18 protein-coding genes are annotated in these 18,774 nt (G+C 67.4%); 3 read left to right on the top strand and 15 right to left on the bottom strand.

Translation table 11 applies throughout. The features are described from left to right. Positions 1-85 precede the first annotated feature (85 nt). The 4 genes from ACFVTM_RS02140 to lysS all read right to left on the bottom strand — a co-directional run bounded on the left by ACFVTM_RS02140 (position 86) and on the right by lysS (position 5,191). On the bottom strand, positions 86-2,578 hold the full coding sequence (locus ACFVTM_RS02140; protein WP_390201688.1) for an ATP-dependent Clp protease ATP-binding subunit: 2,493 nt from the start codon (positions 2,576-2,578) through the stop codon (positions 86-88). 414 nt (positions 2,579-2,992) lie between these two features. Then, positions 2,993-3,319, bottom strand: coding sequence for an Lsr2 family protein (locus ACFVTM_RS02135; protein WP_390201687.1), 327 nt, complete (start codon positions 3,317-3,319; stop codon positions 2,993-2,995). A gap of 154 nt (positions 3,320-3,473) precedes the next feature. Then, on the bottom strand, positions 3,474-3,656 hold the full coding sequence (locus ACFVTM_RS02130; protein WP_390201686.1) for a hypothetical protein: 183 nt from the start codon (positions 3,654-3,656) through the stop codon (positions 3,474-3,476). A 2-nt stretch (positions 3,657-3,658) separates the two neighbouring features. Next, on the bottom strand, positions 3,659-5,191 hold the full coding sequence (gene lysS, locus ACFVTM_RS02125) for a lysine--tRNA ligase (RefSeq protein WP_390201685.1): 1,533 nt from the start codon (positions 5,189-5,191) through the stop codon (positions 3,659-3,661). Between the two features lie 110 nt (positions 5,192-5,301). Here lysS and ACFVTM_RS02120 point away from each other — a divergent pair, with 110 nt between their 5' ends. The 3 genes from ACFVTM_RS02120 (at position 5,302) to ACFVTM_RS02110 (ending at position 7,846) form a co-directional block, all read left to right on the top strand. Beyond that, the gene (locus ACFVTM_RS02120; RefSeq protein ID WP_390201684.1) at positions 5,302-6,201 is read left to right on the top strand and encodes an alpha/beta fold hydrolase; all 900 of its coding nucleotides are present in this window, start codon (positions 5,302-5,304) and stop codon (positions 6,199-6,201) included. Between the two features lie 31 nt (positions 6,202-6,232). Then, a complete protein-coding gene (locus ACFVTM_RS02115) occupies positions 6,233-6,859 on the top strand; it encodes a thymidine kinase (RefSeq protein WP_390201683.1) in 627 nt (208 codons plus the stop codon). A gap of 153 nt (positions 6,860-7,012) precedes the next feature. Next, the gene (locus tag ACFVTM_RS02110; RefSeq protein WP_390201682.1) at positions 7,013-7,846 is read left to right on the top strand and encodes an alpha/beta fold hydrolase; all 834 of its coding nucleotides are present in this window, start codon (positions 7,013-7,015) and stop codon (positions 7,844-7,846) included. 125 nt (positions 7,847-7,971) lie between these two features. Here the strand turns inward: ACFVTM_RS02110 and ACFVTM_RS02105 are convergent, their stop codons facing one another. From ACFVTM_RS02105 to ftsH, 11 genes are all read right to left on the bottom strand, one after another. Further along, positions 7,972-9,459 carry a DHA2 family efflux MFS transporter permease subunit gene (locus tag ACFVTM_RS02105; RefSeq protein ID WP_390201681.1) on the bottom strand — a complete coding sequence of 496 codons (1,488 nt, stop codon included), beginning with the start codon at positions 9,457-9,459 and terminating at the stop codon, positions 7,972-7,974. A gap of 180 nt (positions 9,460-9,639) precedes the next feature. Then, the gene (gene panC / locus ACFVTM_RS02100) at positions 9,640-10,542 is read right to left on the bottom strand and encodes a pantoate--beta-alanine ligase (RefSeq protein WP_390201680.1); all 903 of its coding nucleotides are present in this window, start codon (positions 10,540-10,542) and stop codon (positions 9,640-9,642) included. 1 nt (position 10,543) lies between these two features. Continuing rightward, positions 10,544-11,464: a Rossmann-like and DUF2520 domain-containing protein gene (locus ACFVTM_RS02095; RefSeq protein ID WP_390201679.1), complete on the bottom strand. Its 921-nt coding sequence runs from the start codon at positions 11,462-11,464 to the stop codon at positions 10,544-10,546. Then, complete coding sequence (locus ACFVTM_RS02090) at positions 11,457-13,070, bottom strand: PH domain-containing protein (protein ID WP_390201678.1); 1,614 nt, start codon at positions 13,068-13,070, stop codon at positions 11,457-11,459. Before ACFVTM_RS02090 ends, ACFVTM_RS02095 begins: the two co-directional genes overlap by 8 nt. A gap of 18 nt (positions 13,071-13,088) precedes the next feature. Then, entirely contained in the window at positions 13,089-13,601 is a 513-nt protein-coding gene (locus tag ACFVTM_RS02085; protein ID WP_390201677.1) for a PH domain-containing protein, read from the bottom strand. Next, positions 13,582-14,106, bottom strand: coding sequence for a DUF3180 domain-containing protein (locus tag ACFVTM_RS02080; protein ID WP_390201676.1), 525 nt, complete (start codon positions 14,104-14,106; stop codon positions 13,582-13,584). The genes ACFVTM_RS02085 and ACFVTM_RS02080 overlap by 20 nt, the downstream gene beginning before the upstream one ends. Next, a complete protein-coding gene (gene folK / locus ACFVTM_RS02075; RefSeq protein ID WP_390201675.1) occupies positions 14,103-14,672 on the bottom strand; it encodes a 2-amino-4-hydroxy-6-hydroxymethyldihydropteridine diphosphokinase in 570 nt (189 codons plus the stop codon). Before folK ends, ACFVTM_RS02080 begins: the two co-directional genes overlap by 4 nt. After that, positions 14,669-15,028 (bottom strand): dihydroneopterin aldolase, encoded by a 360-nt coding sequence (gene folB, locus ACFVTM_RS02070; protein WP_390201674.1) that lies wholly within the window; start codon positions 15,026-15,028, stop codon positions 14,669-14,671. Before folB ends, folK begins: the two co-directional genes overlap by 4 nt. Positions 15,029-15,041: 13 nt before the next feature. Then, positions 15,042-15,992 (bottom strand): dihydropteroate synthase, encoded by a 951-nt coding sequence (folP, locus tag ACFVTM_RS02065; RefSeq protein ID WP_390201673.1) that lies wholly within the window; start codon positions 15,990-15,992, stop codon positions 15,042-15,044. Between the two features lie 11 nt (positions 15,993-16,003). Further along, a complete protein-coding gene (folE, locus tag ACFVTM_RS02060) occupies positions 16,004-16,648 on the bottom strand; it encodes a GTP cyclohydrolase I FolE (protein WP_390201672.1) in 645 nt (214 codons plus the stop codon). 9 nt (positions 16,649-16,657) lie between these two features. Then, the gene (gene ftsH, locus ACFVTM_RS02055; RefSeq protein ID WP_390201671.1) at positions 16,658-18,724 is read right to left on the bottom strand and encodes an ATP-dependent zinc metalloprotease FtsH; all 2,067 of its coding nucleotides are present in this window, start codon (positions 18,722-18,724) and stop codon (positions 16,658-16,660) included. Positions 18,725-18,774 lie beyond the last annotated feature (50 nt).

Below are 18,774 nucleotides of genomic sequence, written 5' to 3'. Positions count from 1 at the left end.
GGCGAAGACTGAGCTGGAGGCGACGAACAACGCAAAGGCCCCGCCCGCTCCTTTCGGAGCGGACGGGGCCTTCGGAAATTACTGCTTAGACGCTGGGAGCGATCTCCGGGATGCGCGGCTTGGCGTTGCCGGCGAAGGTGAACTTCGCGGTGTCGCCCTCGCCTTCCACATCCACCACCACGATGTCGCCGGAGTGCAGTTCGCCGAAGAGGATCTTCTCGGAGAGCTGGTCCTCGATCTCGCGCTGGATGGTGCGGCGCAGCGGCCGGGCACCCATGGCGGGGTCGTAGCCGCGGGTTGCCAGGAGCACCTTGGCCGCGGTCGTGAGCTCGATGCCCATGTCCTTGTCCTTGAGGCGCTTCTCGAGCCGGCTGACGAACATGTCCACGATCTCGATGATCTCGTCCTGGGTCAGCTGCGGGAAGACCACAACATCGTCAACACGGTTCAGGAACTCGGGGCGGAAGTGCTGCTTGAGCTCCTCCGTGACCCGGGCGCGCATCCGGTTGTAGCCGGTCTGCGTGTCCGTGCCGGACTGGAAGCCGGTGGCCACACTCTTGGAGATGTCCCGGGTGCCGAGGTTCGTGGTCATGATGATCACGGTGTTCTTGAAGTCCACCACGCGGCCCTGGGAGTCGGTCAGGCGGCCGTCTTCCAGGATCTGCAGCAGCGAGTTGAAGAGATCGGCGTGCGCCTTCTCCACTTCATCGAACAGGACCACGGAGAACGGACGACGGCGGACCTTCTCGGTCAGCTGGCCGCCTTCCTCGTAGCCCACGTAGCCCGGAGGGGCACCGAAGAGCCGGGAGACCGTGTGCTTCTCCGAGTACTCGGACATGTCCAGGGTGATCAGTGCGTCTTCCTCGCCGAACAGGAATTCCGCGAGGGCCTTGGCGAGTTCGGTCTTGCCGACGCCGGTGGGGCCGGCGAAGATGAACGAGCCGCCCGGACGCTTGGGGTCCTTCAGCCCGGCACGGGTGCGCCGGATCGCCTGGGAGAGGGCCTTGATGGCCTCATCCTGGCCGACCACGCGCTTGTGCAGCTCGTCTTCCATCTTCAGCAGTCGCGAGGACTCTTCCTCGGTCAGCTTGAAGACCGGGATGCCGGTGGAGTTCGCCAGCACCTCGGCGATGAGATCCTCATCAACCTCGGAGATGTCGTCCATGCCGCCGGTCTTCCACTGGCGCTCCTTCTCGGCGCGCTCGGCGATGAGCTTCTGCTCCTTGTCGCGCAGCGACGCGGCGCCTTCGAAGTCCTGCGCGTCGATCGCGGATTCCTTCTCCAGCTTCATGGCGGCGATTTTCTCGTCCATGACCTTGAGCTCCGGCGGGGCGGTCATGCGGCGGATGCGCAGCCGCGCGCCGGCCTCATCGATCAGGTCGATCGCCTTGTCCGGCAGGAACCGGTCCGAGATGTAGCGCTCGGACAGGCTCGCGGCCGAGGCGAGGGCGCCGTCGGTGATGGTGACGCGGTGGTGTGCCTCGTACCGGTCGCGGAGGCCTTTGAGGATCTCGATCGCGTGCGCGACGGAGGGTTCCTTGACCTGGATCGGCTGGAAGCGTCGCTCCAGCGCGGCATCCTTCTCAATGTGCTTGCGGTATTCGTCCAGTGTGGTGGCACCGATGGTCTGGAGCTCGCCGCGGGCCAGCATGGGCTTCAGGATCGAGGCCGCATCGATGGCGCCCTCGGCGGCACCGGCACCCACAAGGGTGTGGATCTCATCGATGAACAGGATGATGTCGCCGCGGGTGCGGATCTCCTTGAGGACCTTCTTCAGGCGCTCTTCGAAGTCACCGCGGTACCGGGAGCCTGCCACGAGGGACCCGAGGTCCAGCGTATAGAGCTGCTTGTCCTTGATGGTCTCCGGGACATCCCCACGGACGATCGCCTGGGCCAGGCCTTCGACGACGGCCGTCTTGCCGACGCCGGGCTCGCCGATCAGCACCGGGTTGTTCTTGGTGCGGCGGGACAGGACCTGCATGACGCGTTCCATTTCCTGCTCGCGGCCGATCACAGGGTCCAGCTTGTTCTCGCGCGCAGCCTGGGTCAGGTTGCGGCCGAACTGGTCCAGGACGACAGAACCGGCAGGGGTGCCTTCGGCCTGTCCTGGGCCGACGCCGGCACCCGTGGCTTCCTTGCCCTGGTAGCCGGAGAGCAGCTGGATGACCTGCTGGCGGACCCGGTTCAGGTCGGCGCCGAGCTTGACCAGCACTTGGGCGGCCACGCCTTCGCCCTCCCGGATGAGGCCGAGGAGGATGTGCTCGGTGCCGATGTAGTTGTGGCCCAGCTGCAGGGCCTCGCGCAGCGAGAGCTCCAGGACCTTCTTGGCACGGGGCGTGAAGGGGATGTGGCCGGACGGCGCCTGCTGGCCCTGGCCGATGATCTCCTGCACCTGCTCGCGGACACCGTCGAGCGAAATGCTCAAGGATTCAAGGGCTTTGGCGGCAACACCTTCACCCTCATGGATCAGACCCAAGAGGATGTGTTCGGTACCAATGTAATTGTGGTTCAGCATGCGTGCCTCTTCTTGGGCAAGCACAACTACGCGACGGGCACGGTCCGTAAATCGCTCAAACATTTCGCCACACTCCTAGCTACGACGTACTTTGATGCTACGTGGCCGGGTTCCAGATTTGGGGCTTGTTCGCCACAGGGGAAACCGGAGGGTTGCGCGCCCCCGCCCGGGCACTATCCCCGACGGCGGCGCGGGCCGTCCGGAAGCCTGCCGGCCGGCGCCGGACCCCGGTCCGCGCGGGCACCTTCGAGGGTGGCCGGCGGGTCACTTTTTTGGTGGACGGAGGGCCTCTTCTCGGTGGCCTGCCGGCCATCTGGGGGCGCCTTGCGGGACCGGCCCAGCGGGCATACCGCCGTCAAATGCCAATGCCCCCGTCAGATAACGGGGGCATTGGCATTTGACCATGACGCTCGACTCAGAGACGTGAATCCGGCTGGACGCGGGGCTTTGATAGTGCGCCCCGAAGCGGGTTCCTGGCTAGGAATTGGCCTTTTGATAGGCTTCCTGAATTTCGGCCTGGATACGTCCTCGGCTGTTTACTGCATAGCCGTTGTCCCGGGCCCACTGGCGGATCTGGGCAGAGTCCTGATTCCGTCCGCTGGAAATTTTGGTGCGCGTGGCGCGTCCGCTTGACGTCTTGCGTGCATGCGCCACAAATCGTTCAACCGCAGAGCGCAGTTCTGAAGCATTGCCTGACGACAGATCTATTTCATAGCTCACGCCGTCAAGGCCGAACCGGACAGTTTCGTCCGCGGATCCCCCATCCAGATCATCAACGAGGATGATTTTTACTTTCTGTGCCATAAAGGACTCTCTTTCCAAAGATCGAGCGTTAAGAAAAGCAGGATGTATCTGGAATAAGTATCCTCCGCGTTACAGCAGGGAGTCAAAGCGTAAAACTCTGATCAAAGGAAAACCACAGGCCGCAATAGGGAACTATTACTTCTTTCCCGGGCAATTAGCTCCCGACGGCCCCGGAATCCTGTTCCCGGGTTTGGGCTTCCGCTCGGGCTTCCGCTTCAGCATGCGCGCGTGCTTCTGCCTGCCGCTCTGATTTGTCCGCATTGAATATGGATTTCATGGCAAACCAGAAAAGCAAGCCGACCACGATGGGAGGCAGCAATACGGCGATATAGTCCATGCTCAGTGTCCTTCGGGCTTCAACAGGGGGAAGAGGATAGTTTCGCGGATACCGGCGCCTGTGAAGAGCATGACGAGGCGGTCGATGCCCAGGCCGATTCCGCCCATGGGCGGTGCACCGTACTCGAGCGCACGGAGGAAGTCTTCGTCCAGCTGCATTGCCTCCACGTCGCCGGCGGCGGAGCGGCGGGACTGCTCGGTGAGGCGTTCGCGCTGGATCACCGGGTCGATGAGTTCGGAGAATGCGGTGCCGCGCTCCATGCCGCCGATGATGAGGTCCCAGGCTTCGATCAGGCGGCCGTCCTCGCGGTGCGGGCGGGCCAGCGGCTGGGCGGATGGCGGATAGTCGTAGACGAACGTGGGGTTGAGCAAGGTGGGCTCCACCAGTTCGCCGAAGAGCTCGACGGCGAGCTTCTCGGCGTCCCAGCCGGCGTCGACCTTGACCTCGTGCTTGGCAGCGAGTTCCAGCAGCTCGGCAACCGGGGTATCGGGGGTCACTTCCTGGCCCACGAAGTCGGACAGTCCCGGGTAGACCGCCAGCCAGGCCCAGTCGCCGTCGAGGTTGATCTCCCCGGCCTCGGTCTGCAGCACCCGGCCCACCCCGGCGGCGTCGGCGGCGTCGAGGATGATCTCCTTGATCCGGTCCGCCATGACGAACTGGTCCGCCCACGCCTCGTATGACTCCAGGGTGGTGAATTCGGGGCTGTGCGTGGAGTCCACGCCTTCGTTGCGGAAGACCCGGCCCATGTCGTAGACCCGGTCGATCCCGCCGACCACCGTTCGCTTGAGGTAAAGCTCGGTCGCGATCCGCAGCGTCATTTTCTGGTCGAAAGCGTTCATGTGCGTCTCGAACGGGCGGGCCGTGGCGCCGCCGTGGACCAGCTGCAGCATCGGGGTCTCGACCTCGACGTAGCCCTGGCGGTGCAGGGTTTCGCGGATGGAACGGGTGATCGCTGCGCGGGTGTAGACCATCTCGCGGGCTTCGTCGCGGACAATGAGGTCCACGTAGCGCTGGCGGACCCGGGTTTCCTCGTTCAGCCCGGCGTGCAGCACGGGCAGCGGGCGCAGCGCCTTGGACGCCATGGTCCAGGAGTCCGCCATGACGGACAGCTCGCCGCGGCGTGAGGAGATGACCTCGCCCTTGATGAAGACGTGATCGCCGAGGTCCACGAGCGACTTCCACTCCGCGAGCGCCTCCTCGCCGATGTTGGCCAGGCTCAGCATGACCTGCAGCCGAACGGCCTTGCCGTCCAGACCGCCCTCCTGGAGGGTGGCGAAACACAGCTTGCCGGTGTTGCGGATGAAGACAATGCGGCCGGTCACGCCGACGACGTCGCCGGTGGTTTCGTCGGCCTGCAGGTGGGCGTATTTCTCGCGGATTTCCGTGAGCGAGTGAGTCCGCTCGACACCCACCGGGTATGCCTCGACGCCGCGTTCGATCAGCTTGGCGCGCTTCTCCATGCGGATGCGGGTCTGCTCGCTGGCATCGTGCGGCTCGGCGGCGTTGGTCGGGGCGGGGGTGTTTTGGGAAGTCACAATCCCCAAGTTTACCGTCGATTTGCGCCCAGTCAGGTCCCTGTCAGGTGGCGGGCCGGTTCTGCCCGGGCGGCGGCGGGCAGAGGGGCCGCGGGAATAGACTCAAGGCTGTGGAGAAGCGGACTATAAGTACCGACGACGGCCGGGGGCACCTTGAGTTGCACACAATTCGACCGGCGGCCCATGCGGCGGCCCGCGGCGAAGGATCCGGCGTCGTCATCGTGCACGGGACGCTGATCACCGACGCGCTCTACCGGTCCTTTGCCCGCAAACTCGGCCGCCTGCTGCACCAGCCGGTGCACTGTTACAACCGGCGCGGCCGGGCCGGTTCCTCGCCCCAGCCGGCTAACTATTCCGCCGCCACCGAAGTGGCTGACCTGGCCACCGTGCTCCGCCAGACCGGTGCCAGCGACGTGGTGGCCCACAGCTATGGCGGGTTTGTGGCTCTGCAGGCCGCCCGGAGCGTGCCGCTCCGCCGGATGGTGACTTACGACGCGGCCGTCAGCCTCTCCGGGAACCTCAACCGGCGCTGGCGACCCGAGCTTGAACGGTCCGTGGCGGCCGGCCAGCTTGACGAGGCCTGGGCCCACTTGGTGCAGGGCCTGGAGACGGCGGGACCGGTGTCCCGGCTGCCCCTGGGCGCGCTGCGAATGCTGAGCATCCTCTCTGCCCGGACCAATCTGGGGGCAGAAATGCGGGAACTGCTGCCCACGGCTGTTGCCGAGATGCGGGCCGTGCTGGCCGCCGACGCCGAGACCACCGATTTTTCCGCCATCACCACCCCTACGCTCATGCTCAGCGGCGGCTGGAGCCCGGCCTACTTCGCCGAGACGGGCCGCCAGCTCGCCGACGCCGTCCCGGCGCTCAGCTTCGCTGTGGTTCCCGGGCAGCTCCACGAAGGACCCATCCGGCCGGGAAGCCGGCTGGCCCTCCGCGTTGCACGGTTCCTCCTCGGCGGGACCGGCGCCGCGTTCCCGGCCGCTGACGGCGGCGAAGCCACCGACCGCTAGAATCGGGGGCGACCCTTTCGAAAGGACCCCCTTGGCCAAGCTCTATTTCCGCTACGGCGCTATGAACTCCGGCAAATCTACGGGGCTGCTGCAGGCGGCGTTCAACTATGAGGAACGCGGACAGCGGGTTCTGCTGGCCAAACCGGACGTGGACACCAAGGGCGACGCCGACGTCGTGTCCCGCCTGGGCATGACTCGTTCGGTGGACTTCCTGATCCCTGCGGGCGCCTCGGCCCGCGAGCTGTTCACCGCCCAGGCCCACGGGGACGATCCCGACGCCCTGCTCCAGCACGTAGACACCCCGCCGGTCGCCTGCCTGCTGGTGGACGAAGCCCAGTTCCTGGAACCGGGGCAGGTGGACGATCTCTTCCGTATCGCGGTCCTGGACAATGTCCCCGTGCTCGCTTACGGCATCCGCACCGACTTCCGGACCCGCGCCTTCCCCGGTTCCCTGCGGCTCCTGGAAATTGCGCACACCCTCGAAGAGCTCAAGACCATCTGTCGTTGCGGACGGAAGGCCATCTTCAACACCCGCCGGATCGGGGACCAGGTGGTCTTCGACGGAAACCAGGTCGCGATCGACGGCCAGGATGTCTGGTACGAGTCACTCTGCGGCGCCTGCTACCTTGACGTCTCGGGCGGCCGGCTGGGCAACTAGCGCCGCTTCCCCCGGCATTGCCGCGGCTATCGGGCTGCAGGCTTCCTGCCTCCAACTGAGCTGCCTTCTGAACTGGCTTCTGAACCGCCTTATGAACCGTCTTCTGGGCTGCGGCTTACTGCACTGCGGCGTGGGCTCGGCTAGGCTCGGAGCATGACCCGCGAGAACATCAGAACCCCCGACGGCGGAACGATCGAGCTTTTCAGTACCGGCGCCGAGCTCGCCTCGGCGGGTTCGGGCATCGTCGTCGTGCCGGCCTCGATGGTGACGGCTGCCGATTACACGCGTTTCGCGCAGAAACTCAGCGCCTCGCTGGGCCGGCCGGTGCATACCTTCAACCGGCGCGGCCGCGGCTCTTCCTCCCCGCAGCCGGAGGATTACACCTTGGACGTGGACATCCACGACCTCGACGCCGTCATGAAACACACCTCCAGCACGGACGTCTTTGGCCACAGCTTCGGCGGCGCCGTCGCCCTGCACGCCGCCCGCACCCTGCCGGTGGAACGCCTCGCCGTGTACGACCCCGCCGTGTCCGTCAACCACAGCGTCACGGCGGACTGGACACCCGAATACGAACGGGCGACGGCGGCCGGGGACGACGACCGCGCCCTCGCCGTCCTGCTCAGGGGCCTGGAAACCGGCAGCGCCCTGTCCCGGATGCCGCTGTCCATGCTGACCCTGGCGAACAAGCTCTCGGCGGGCACCCCGATGGGCAAACAACTGCGCGAGCTCATGCAGACCGGCGTCCGCGAGATCAAGGCGATCATCGCCGCCGACATGCCGGCCGAGCCGTTCCTGGAACTGCCGCTCGAGACCCTGATCATCGTGGGCGAGAAGAGCCCGGCATACTTCGGCGTGGCCTGCGCCCAGATCCACGATGTCCTCTCCGGCTCCAGCTACACGATCCTGCCGGGCATGGGCCACGACGGCGTCAACAAGGCGCCGGACAAGCTCATCGCAGAGCTCAGCGCGTTTTACGCGGGCTGAGACTCAAAAGCAGGGCCCTTCAATCAGCGCCTAACAGCTCCCCAAACAAACAACGCGGGTCACGTAGCGCCCATCCGCGCGTGCGGTATGGGCGCTACGTGGCCCCGCGTTGGTCTGCTGCTGTTTTAGTGTGTGGGCTGGGCCGCGCCCGCGGTCTGGCGCATCATGGCGGACAGCGCGACGGCGGCGAGGGCTATGACGGCCGCCGTCAGGAAGGCGGCGTGCATGCCGGCAACCATTCCGGAGGACTCAGCCACGAATGCGTAGATCGAGACCAGGAGGGCCGTGCCGGCTGCGCCGGCCACCTGCTGCAGGGTGCTCATGATGGCCGAGCCGTGCGAATAAAGGTGCGGCGGCAGCGGGTTCAGGCCCGTGGTGAAGGCCGGGGTGAACAGCAGTGCCAGGCCCAGGCTAAGTGCCACGTGCAGGGCAATGATCCAGCCCACCGGTGAGGCTGCGTCCAGCATGGAGAACTGCCAGAGGGACAGCACCATCATGACCGAGCCTGTCACCGTCAACGGCAGGGGCCCCACCCTGTCGAAAACGCGGCCGATGAAGGGCCCCAGCAGGCCCATGGCGAGGCCGCCCGGGAGCAGCACCAGGCCGGTCTCGAGTGATTTCAGGCCGCGGATCTCCTGCAGGTACAGCGGCAGCAAGATTACCGCGCCGAACAAGGCGATCATCGCCACGACCAGCAGCAGCACGGACACCGTGAACATCCGGAACTTAAAGGCGCGCAGGTCCAGCAAGGGGGCGTCGGTCTTCTGCAGCTTCAGCTGGCGCAGGACGAACGCCGCCAGGGCAACCACGCCGACGGCAAGTGCCAGCACGGCAGGGGTGCGGGAGCCGGCCTGGCCCCCGCCGATCTGGCTCAGTCCGTACACCAGGCCGCCAAAGGCAGGGACCGTGAGCACCACGGAGAGGGCATCGAGCCGGGTTTTCTCAGATTCGCCGATGTTGGTCAGGTACTTGGCCCCGATGGCCAGCGCGGCGAGGGCGATCGGGAGAACGAAGACGAACATGAACCGCCAGGAAAAGTGCTGGAGGATCAGGCCGGAAACCGTGGGGCCCAGTGCCGGGGCAACCGAAATGGCGATGCTGACGTTGCCCATGACGGCGCCGCGGCGCTCCAGCGGCACGAGCGTGAGGATGGTGGTCATCAGGAGCGGCAGCATGATGGCCGTACCGCCGGCCTGGACGATGCGGGCCAGCAGAAGGATTCCGAAGCCCGGCGCGACGGCGGCCAGCAGCGTGCCGCCGGAGAAGAGCCCCATGGCCAGCATGAACACCGCACGGGTGGAAAGCCGCTGCAGGATGAACCCGGTGGTCGGAATCACCACTGCCATGGTGAGCATGAAGCCCGTGGACAGCCACTGCACGGTGGGTGCATCGATGTTCAGGTCCACCATCAGCCGCTGCAGGGCAACGTTCATGATGGTCTCGTTGAGGATCACGACGAACGTGGCCACCAGCAGGGTGACGATGATGGTCACGGACTCCCGGGACATCTTGGCCGGCGCGGTTGATGCGGCCGGCGCGTTTGGCGCGGGAATGACGGGGACAGCGCCCGTTGTGGGGTCGCCAGAGGCGTTGGAAGAGACGTCTGTTGACATGGGTATTCCCTCAGGGAGCTGGGTGCGGGTCCGGCGAGCGTCAGCGCTGCTGCAGGTTCCAACAGTCTAAGCCCAGGGGGCATTCCCGTTACAGGAAAATAACGCGGGGCCGGACACGGCCCATGGCCGGGCCCAAAATGGGCTGTAAATGACCCCGCGTTGCTTTTAGTTGTGGCGGGGTCAGGAGTTCAGGGGCGCGTTGTCGATGAGCCGGACGGGACCTACCTTGGCGGCGATGATCGCCAGGCCCTCGCCGCGGAATGGGGTGTCCCTGCAGTTCTCCGCGAGGGGCTCGAGGGTGCCCGGGTCCACCACGTCGAAATAGTCCAGTTCCACGAGCGGCTGGGAGCGGACCAGGGCCTGCGCGGATTCGACGTCCAGGGGCTCGTGGGCGTTGGCGCGCTCCTCGATGAGCCGCAGCGCGCGGGAGAGCACCAGGGCCGCCACGCGCTGGTCCTCGGAGAGGAAGCGGTTGCGGCTGGACAGCGCCAGGCCGTCGGCCGAGCGGACGATGGGCACGGGAACGATCTCCACGGGGAAATTCAGGTCCGCCACCATGCGCCGGACCAGCGCCAGCTGCTGCGCGTCTTTCTGGCCGAAGTAGGCGCGGTACGCCGGCTGGCCCCCACCCGGCAGCCCGGCCCCCGGGATTCCGTAGTGGAGCAGTTTCGCGACGACGGTCAGGGCGCCATCGAAGTGTCCGGGCCTGGACGCGCCCTCCCACTTTTCACCCAGGGGTCCAGCCGTGATCCGCACGAGCGGCGCCCCGCCGGGGTAGACCTCTTCGACACTCGGTGCGAACGCCAGGTCCACGCCCTCGGCGTCGAGCAGCGCGAGGTCGGCATCCAGTGTCCGGGGGTAACGGTCCAGATCTGCGGCCTCGCCAAACTGCAGGGGGTTGACGAAGATGCTAGCCACCACGACGTCGTTTTGGGCGACGGCGGTCCGGGCCAGCTGGGCATGCCCCTCGTGCAGCGCGCCCATGGTGGGCACGAGGGCCTGGGAGGTGCCATCTTTCTGCGCCAGCAGCCGGGCGCTGGCGGCGCGGAGCTGGGCAGCGGTGGTGACGAGTTGGATTGCCATGTCAGGGTCCTTCCGGGGCAGGCGTCCCGTTCTGGTCGGGGCCGCCGAGCGCTTGTTCAATGCCGTCGAGTTGGTCCGGCTTCAGGAGCCCGCGGCTTCCTGCCCGGCGGGCTGTCGCCCGGGCCATGGCCAAGTATGCCTCAAGAATATCGCCGGCGGCGCCGCCGTCGTATTCTCGCAGGGCGCCGGCATGCGCGGCAACGGTGCCGGCGTCGCCGCGGGCAACGGGCCCGGTCAGGGCCGACTCACCGGACGCGAGGGCGTTCTCGAGCGTGGCGCGCAGCAGCGGGCCCAGCATCCGGTCCGGGGCCTCGACGCCGACATCGCGGAGCATTTGCGAGGCCTGCGCCACCAGCGTGACCGTATGGTTTGAGCCATGGGCGAGGGCTGCGTGGTAGAGGACGCGGTCGGCCTCGGCGATCGCGACCGGTTCCGCGCCCATTTCGACGACGAGGGCCTGGGCGATGGGCAGCATCGCGGCGTCGGCCGTCACGCCAAAGGTGCAGTCCAGGAGCCTCGTGAGGTCAAGGCTCATGCCCGTGAACGTCATGGCCGGGTGCAGCGCGAGCGGCACGGCGCCGGCGGCACGTACCGGGTGCAGGATGCCCACGCCGAAGCGCCCGGAGGTGTGCGCCACCAGCTGGCCGGGCTGCCAGGCGCCGAGCTTGGCCAGGCCGTCCACGAGGGGGCCGAGGGCATCGTCCGGGACGGCCAGCAGGACCAGCTCGGCGCGCTCCACGATGTCCTGCACATCCAGGATGGGAACTCCCGGCAAGAGTGTTTCGGCGCGTTCGCGGCTGGCGTCCGACACGGCGGATACCCCGATGACGGCGTGTTCGGCTCCGCGGAGCGCCGCCCCCAGGACGGCACCGACCTTTCCTGCGCCAATGATTCCGATGCCTAGGCGTCCTGGTTTAGCCATGATGCGCGCCTTCCTGAGGGTGGTCTGTGGGCGGCGGGGCCGGTTGGGCCGCCGGCTCCATCCAGTGTTCGCTCCTTTGGAGCCTGCGCGCGGCGCGGGCCCGGGCGGACTGGGCATCCAGGAGGGCCCGGGCTTCGTCGAGGCCGGCCTGGATGAGCCGCGGGGCCACCGGACCTGCCGTGGTGTGCAGGACAAGGTCCGCCACCCGGAATCTCCGGGCGAGCGGCCCCTGCTGGAGCGCCATGGACTGGGTGCGCTGGTGCGGCACCACCACGAAGTTCCGCCACCACCGGCCCGACCTCAGGAGGAGGGCGGTGTCCGTTGCCGCGAAGCCGTTGCGCCGCCAGCCCAGCGGCGCCAGGAACCGGGCTCGGCGCGGCGTGGTGACGAAGCCGCCGTCGGCCTCCTCCGGGGTACCGGTTCCCGCGGTACCCGTTTCCGGGGTACCGGTACCCGCGGTACCAGTACCCGCGGCTCCGGCGGCGTCCGCAAGGCCGGTGATTCCCGCCGTGAAAACCCCCGCCGGATCACGGGTTCCGGGATCCGGGAGCACCAGGGCGAGGATGTTCATGACGTCGGTGAGGGATCCCACCGGAAGCAGGGTGGTCCGGGCCGATCCTTCGCCGTTGCTCACGGCAAGTCCGTAGCCGGCCACGTTGACCTGGACCCGGTACCAGCCGAGCATCCGCCACAGCGGCGGCTGGCTGACCCTAAGCGCCTGAATCCTGCCCGGGGGCACGGTCTGCGCCTGCGTGTCCAGCAGGCCGTAGCGCAGCCGGATGCCGTCCGGCGATACTGCGGCCGTGAAGTTGTAGCCCTTGTTGAACGAGGACCAGTAGGAGGCGATGAGTCCGATCACGGCGGGAATCAGGAAGACCGTGAAGTTCCGGTGTTCGGTGAGGGTCGAGAGCAGCACGGAGGCTATGCCGCCGGCCACGATCGCGACGCTTTGTTCGCTCAGCAGCAGCGAGCCCACCAGGCGCGGCGGCGGAACGGTCAGCACTGTCTGTTCCGGGGCCTCGGCGGCCGCGGTCTCCGGCTGCCCCGGCTCCGGCGCAAAGCCGGCGGCGCGGGCCAGGATTGTCGCACGGAGCTGCCGGGCCTCGTCCGCGCGCAGGTAGGAGAGGCGCACGGCGGACTCACCGGCGTCGGCGACTTCGAACCTCAGCTCCGCCAGTCCGAAGATGCGCGCCAGGAAGGGTTGCACGACGTCGATTGCCTGCACCCGGTCCAGCCTGGCCTGCCGCTGCTGCTTGAACAGGAAACCGGTGTTGACTCGCACGTAGCCGCCCGCCACCTGGTAGCGGGTGAAGTACCAGCTCAGGACGTAGCCGAGAACGGTCAGCAGGAGCAGGGCGCCGCCGCCGAGCAGCAGCCAGGGCGCCCGTCCGGTGAACCGCTCGTCAAAGACCGGGCCGCCCTGCAGGAGACGTTCGAAGGTATCCCGGCCAAAAAAGAACAACAGCGCCGCCAGCGCCACCCAGCCGCGGACAAAGGGCGATGCCGGGTGGACCCGCAACCAGCCGGCGTCGCCAGTTCCTTCGTTTCCCGCGCCGCCGGCACCGGCGGCAGCGGCGCCTACGGGACCCTGCGGTGTCAGCGCCATCCCCTCATGGCCTTCCCGTCACAGCCCGGCCAGCCGGGCTTCGCCGCGGGCGGACAGCTGTTCGCGGAGCCGGGCTCCTTCGCTGGCGGGCAGTCCCGGAATCTCGGCGTTGGTTCCGGCGGAGGCCGTGTGAAGCTTCAGGGTGCACAGGCCCAGCGGACGCTCGACCGGTCCCACCGCGATGTCCACGTACTGCATCCGCCCGTAGGGGACCACAAGGGTGCGCTGGAAGAATATCCCCCGGCGGATCAGGAGGTCGTCCTCCCGCTCGGCGTAGCCGATCGAGCGGACCTGCCGGGGAATCAGCGCCAGCCGCCACAGCGCCAGGATCAGCCAGACGGCGGGAATGGCGGCGGCCAGCCAAAGCGGCGGCCAGGTCCAGGCTCCAGCCAGCACCAGGATCAGGGGAATCGAGAGCAGGGCCACGGCGACCAGGGTTCCCAGCGCCCAGCCCGCGAGGCGCACGGTGACGTACTTCGGTGACACCCTGAGCCAGTCGATGCCCGGAGGATCAATCGCTTCGGTAGGCATATTCGCCTTCCGCCGAGGGCTTGTTGCGCTTTCCCTGCGCGCCGTGCCCGGAATCGGCGTCGCCGTCCTCGGGTGGAATCCGGCAGAACCGCTCGACGACGAGCCCCACGATCACCATGATCAGCCCGCCGCCAGCCATGGCGAGGGCCTGCCAGGTGAGGTCCTGGTTGCTGCGCAGGTTCCACAGCCTCAGCTGCTCCACGACGATTCCCGCGTGCCAGCCCAGCAGGACCGTGCCCGTGTAGGCGCAGGCCTGGGCGAGGACCAGGGTCCACGCGGCCAGGATTGGGTTGAGGATTTTCTTCTTCTTGCCGTTGCGCCACCGGAGCACGCGGATCCCCAGCACCAGGGTCAGCACCACGATCACGCCCATGGTCACGAGCCCGGTCAGGGGCAGCACCGGGGTGGCCAGCGAATAGCGGCCGGTCAGCACTGTGGCGAGCCAGCCGGCTACGGCCACGACCACACCAATGGCCAGCAGGAGCAGGGGGTTGGTCAGTTTCACGGCCGCTCCACCGCGCCGGAGACGCCGGTGCTGTGGGTGGCTGTGGCATCCGCTGCGGCGCGGTTCTGGAAGCCGTCGAACGTCGCGATGTCGCCGAAATCGGCGGCTTTCGCCGCGAGGTCGCCCACGCGTTCGCCGTTGAGCTCCGCCGCGGGATCGATCAGCGACCACGGATAGAGCACGAACGCCCGTTCGGCGGCCCGGGGGTGGGGCAGCGTGAGTTCAGGGTCGGAACTGACCACGTCGCCGTAGGTGATGATGTCCACGTCCAGGGTCCGCGGCCCCCACCGGACTTCGCGCACGCGCAAATGCTTCTGTTCCACGGCGTGGCAGTGCTGCAGCAGTTCGCGCGGCGGCAGGGTGGTCTCGACGGAGATCACCATGTTCAGGAAGTCAGGCTGGCCCGCCGGGCCGCCTACGGCCTTCGTCTGGACGACGGGCGAGATGGCCAGCAGGCGCACTTCCGGCGGGTCGACGAGGTCCGCGACGGCGGCGGACAGCGTGTCGTTGCGCTCCCCCAGGTTGCTGCCGAGCGCGATCACGGCGCGGGTGTAGGGCGGGATCACGGCCGCCTCCGGTGCACGCTGACGGAAACGTCGCCGAAGTCCACCTCGATCGGGGCCTTGGGCTTGTGCACGGTGATGTCCACGGCGGCCACCGGGAACTTCTGCAGCACGTCCTCGGCAATCCGCACCGCGAGGGCCTCGATCAGGTTCAGCGGCTCGCCTGTGATCCACTCCTTGATGCAGCCGGCCACTTCGCCGTAATGCGCGGTGTCCAGGACGTCGTCGGAAGCCGCGGCCTTGCTGAAGTCCAGGTGCAGCACCGCGTCAACCACAAACGGCTGGCCGTCGCGGCGCTCGAAGTCGAACACCCCGTGATGGCCGACGGCGGTGACACCGCTCAGCGTGATCTGGTCCATGTTGCCGGCCGGATCAGTTGGTGCCGGCGTCGGCGGAGCCGACTGCTGCCGCCGGCGCCGGGGGCACCATGCGGGCAGCGACCTTGACGGCGTCCAGGCTCGGGCCGACGTCGTGCACGCGCACGGCCCAGGCACCGCGGAAGGCGCTGATGGCGGTCACGGCGGCGGTGGCGGCGTCGCGCTCAACCGGCTGCGCGGCCTTGCCGGCCACGGTCAGGAGGCTGCCGAGGAACCGCTTGCGGGAGCCGGCGACCAGGACCTTGTGGCCCATGGCCTGCAGGACATCCAGATGCTGCAGGAGCTCCCAGTTCTGGGCTTCGTTCTTCGCGAAGCCCAGGCCCGGGTCCACAATGATCTGCTCCGGCGTGACGCCGGCGGCGTAAAGCTTGTCGCGGACACCGGTGAGCTCCGTGACGACCTCTCGCGCGACGTCACGGTAGTCGGTCAGCGAGTTCATGGTGCTGGCGTCGCCGCGGCGGTGCGTCAGGATGTAGGGGGCCTTGGTGCGGGCCGCCAGTTCGGCCATTTCCGGCTCCATGGTCAGGCCCGACACGTCGTTGATGATCGCGGCGCCGGCCTTCAGGGCCGCGGCGGCGGTGGCGGCGTGGGTGGTGTCGATGCTGACCAGGGCGCCGGCCTTGACCAGGGCTTCGATCACCGGCAGGACCCGGCGCTGTTCCTCCTCGACGCCGACTGCCGTAGCGCCGGGTCGCGTGGATTCACCGCCGACGTCGATGATGTCCGCTCCGGCGTAGAACATCCGAAGCCCGGCCGCGATCGCCGTGTCCGGCGTCGGGTGGTCCCCGCCGTCGCTGAAGGAATCAGGGGTGACGTTGAGGATTCCCATCACAAGTGTCCGGTCCGTGGGCAGGTCCTGGAACTTCGCCGCCGGGCGCGGTTTGCGCAGGATGGGCAGGGGCGAGGTTGCGGGGCCGGTCCCCGGGGCTGCGGCTAGGGAGTCCATAGTCTGTGTTCTTACCTTCCGAGTATGAGGCTCATGGCTTCGGCGCGGGTGGCCGGGTCGTGCAGTTGCCCGCGCACTGCGCTGGTGACGGTCATGGCGCCGGGCTTGCGGATGCCCCGCATGGACATGCACAGGTGTTCGCATTCGACGACGACGATCGCGCCGCGGGGTTTGAGGTGGCTGACGAGGGCCTCGACGATCTGGGTGGTCAGGCGTTCCTGCACCTGCGGGCGTTTGGCGAACATATCCACCAGCCGGGCCAGTTTGCTCAAGCCGGTGACCTTGCCGTCGTGCGACGGGATGTAGCCCACATGCGCCACCCCGTGGAACGGCACCAGGTGGTGCTCGCAGGTGGAGTAGAACGGGATGTCCTTGACCAGCACGAGTTCCTCGTGGTCGAGGTCGAACGTGGTGGCCAGGATCTCGGCGGGGTCGTGGTGCAGGCCGGCAAACATTTCGGCATAGGCCTTGGCCACCCGCTTCGGGGTGTCCACAAGCCCGCCGCGGTCCGGGTCCTCGCCGATTGCCAGCAGGATTTCCCGCACGGCGGCCTCGATCCTGGGGCGGTCCACCTTGCTCCGTGAATGGTGGGATTCCCCGTCCCCCGCCGAGGCAGCAGCGGGGGCGGGAACGTCGTCGTCGAAGTTAGAAGTCACAGAAGAAGCCTAGCGGGGATGACCGTCAGTCCCGATATCTGTTGCACCGCCCTGGAAGGACTCCTGTCCGCCGACGCCCTGGGCATGCGGCGGCTGGGCGTCCAGGGGCTCTTCGAGCCGGGCATGGGTGGCTTCCTCCTGCGCTTCACGTTCCGCCTTCTCGCGGCGCGACTCCACCGGGCCGGCGTCCTGGACCGGGCGGGTCTCCTTGGACAGCCAGACGTCGCGGAAGTCGCGCTTGCGGATGTTCGCGAAGACGTGGGCGATTTCGGCCTGGTTCAGCGTCTCGCGCTCCAGCAGTTCCAGCGCCAGTTCGTCCAGGACGTCCCGGTTCTCGGTCAGGATGGCGTAGGCCTCGTCATGCGCACCGTCGATCAGGCGGCGCACTTCCTCGTCGACGATGTAGGCGATCTGGTCCGAGTAGTTGCGCTCGTGGCCGGCGTCGCGGCCAAGGAACGGCTCGCCGCCGCCCTGGCCGAGCCGCACGGACCCGACCCGTTCGCTCATGCCGAACTCGGTGACCATTTTCCGGGCGATCCCGGTGGCCTTCTCGATGTCATTGGACGCGCCCGTGGACGGATCGTGGAAGACGAGTTCCTCGGCGACGCGCCCGCCCATGGCGTAGGCCATCTGGTCGAGCAGCTCGTTGCGGGTGACGGAGTATTTGTCGTTTTCCGGGACCACCATGGTGTAGCCCAGGGCACGGCCGCGGGGCAGGATGGTGATCTTGGTGACCGGGGCGGAGTTCCGCAGGGCCGCGGCGACGAGCGCGTGGCCGCCCTCGTGGTAGGCGGTGACCTTGCGTTCGTGTTCCTTCATGACCCGGCTGCGCTTCTGGGGGCCGGCCATGACGCGGTCGATCGCCTCGTCCAGGGCACGGTCATCGATCAGGTTCGCGTTGGAGCGGGCGGTCAGCAGTGCCGCCTCGTTCAGGACGTTGGCCAGGTCCGCGCCGGTGTAGCCGGGGGTCTTCTTGGCAACAGCCTTGAGGTCGACGCCGTTGGCCATCGGCTTGCCCTTGGCGTGCACCTGCAGGATCTGGTCGCGGCCGATCAGGTCGGGGGCCTCGACCGAGATCTGCCGGTCGAAGCGGCCCGGACGCAGCAGTGCGGGGTCCAGGACGTCGGGGCGGTTGGTGGCGGCGATCAGGATGACGTTGGTCTTGACGTCGAAGCCGTCCATTTCGACCAGCAGCTGGTTCAGGGTCTGTTCGCGTTCGTCGTTGCCGCCGCCGATTCCGGCGCCGCGGTGCCGGCCGACGGCGTCGATCTCATCGACGAAGATGATGGCCGGGGCGTTGGACTTTGCCTGTTCGAAGAGGTCGCGGACGCGGGAGGCGCCGACGCCGACGAACATTTCGACGAAGTCGGAACCCGAGATCGAGAAGAAGGGGACGCCGGCCTCGCCGGCAACAGCGCGGGCCAGCAGGGTCTTGCCGGTGCCCGGAGGGCCATAGAGCAGCACGCCCTTGGGGATCTTGGCGCCGACGGCCTGGAACTTGGCCGGCTCCTGCAGGAATTCCTTGATCTCCTCGAGTTCCTCGACGGCCTCATCGGCGCCGGCGACGTCGCTGAAGGTCACCTGGGGCATGTCCTTGTTGACGAGTTTCGCCTTGGACTTGCCGAACTGCATGACCTTGGAGCCGCCGCCCTGCATCCGTGAGAGCAGGAACCAGAACAGGACGCCGAGCAGCAGCACCGGCACCAGCAGGGAGAACAGCCCGGAGAACCAGTTGTTTTCCAGGGGCTGGTCGGTGAAGCCGCCGGACGGTTTGGCGTCCGTGACTGCCTTGACCACATCCTGGGCGCGGGCGTTGACGAAGTAGAACTGGACGTTCTTGCCCTTGTCCTGCCCGTCGACCTGCAGGTTGTCCTTCAGGACCAGGTCCACACGGTTCTCGGCGTCGAAAATCTTGGCCTGTTCAACTTTGCCGCCGGCGTTCAGCAGTTCAAGGCCCTTGTCGGTGTCGATCCGGCTCGCGCCGCCCGGCGCCAGTGTGGCGAACGCCAGCAGGAGCATGGCCACCACGACGACAATCCAGATGCCGGGGCCCTTGAAGAAACTCTTAGCTTTCATCTGTTCGGGGCTGGCCCCGTCCCTCCTGGTAGTGCTGCACGGCGACCGTT

It is taken from the genome of Arthrobacter sp. NPDC058130 (assembly GCF_042884475.1).
Classification (GTDB): domain Bacteria; phylum Actinomycetota; class Actinomycetes; order Actinomycetales; family Micrococcaceae; genus Arthrobacter.
This window is presented reverse-complemented; position numbering and strand designations above follow the sequence as displayed.

What these genes read in the sequence shown, in the direction of transcription:
- ACFVTM_RS02095 (WP_390201679.1), bottom strand. Translation starts at nt 11,464, where the DNA reads ATGGCTAAACCAGGACGCCTAGGCATCGGAATCATTGGCGCAGGAAAG.
- ACFVTM_RS02130 (WP_390201686.1), bottom strand. Translation starts at nt 3,656, where the DNA reads ATGGACTATATCGCCGTATTGCTGCCTCCCATCGTGGTCGGCTTGCTT.
- folB (WP_390201674.1), bottom strand. Translation starts at nt 15,028, where the DNA reads ATGGACCAGATCACGCTGAGCGGTGTCACCGCCGTCGGCCATCACGGG.
- ACFVTM_RS02110 (WP_390201682.1), top strand. Translation starts at nt 7,013, where the DNA reads ATGACCCGCGAGAACATCAGAACCCCCGACGGCGGAACGATCGAGCTT.
- panC (WP_390201680.1), bottom strand. Translation starts at nt 10,542, where the DNA reads ATGGCAATCCAACTCGTCACCACCGCTGCCCAGCTCCGCGCCGCCAGC.
- ACFVTM_RS02140 (WP_390201688.1), bottom strand. Translation starts at nt 2,578, where the DNA reads ATGTTTGAGCGATTTACGGACCGTGCCCGTCGCGTAGTTGTGCTTGCC.
- ftsH (WP_390201671.1), bottom strand. Translation starts at nt 18,724, where the DNA reads ATGAAAGCTAAGAGTTTCTTCAAGGGCCCCGGCATCTGGATTGTCGTC.
- ACFVTM_RS02085 (WP_390201677.1), bottom strand. Translation starts at nt 13,601, where the DNA reads ATGCCTACCGAAGCGATTGATCCTCCGGGCATCGACTGGCTCAGGGTG.
- ACFVTM_RS02105 (WP_390201681.1), bottom strand. Translation starts at nt 9,459, where the DNA reads ATGTCAACAGACGTCTCTTCCAACGCCTCTGGCGACCCCACAACGGGC.
- ACFVTM_RS02135 (WP_390201687.1), bottom strand. Translation starts at nt 3,319, where the DNA reads ATGGCACAGAAAGTAAAAATCATCCTCGTTGATGATCTGGATGGGGGA.
- folP (WP_390201673.1), bottom strand. Translation starts at nt 15,992, where the DNA reads ATGGACTCCCTAGCCGCAGCCCCGGGGACCGGCCCCGCAACCTCGCCC.
- ACFVTM_RS02090 (WP_390201678.1), bottom strand. Translation starts at nt 13,070, where the DNA reads ATGGCGCTGACACCGCAGGGTCCCGTAGGCGCCGCTGCCGCCGGTGCC.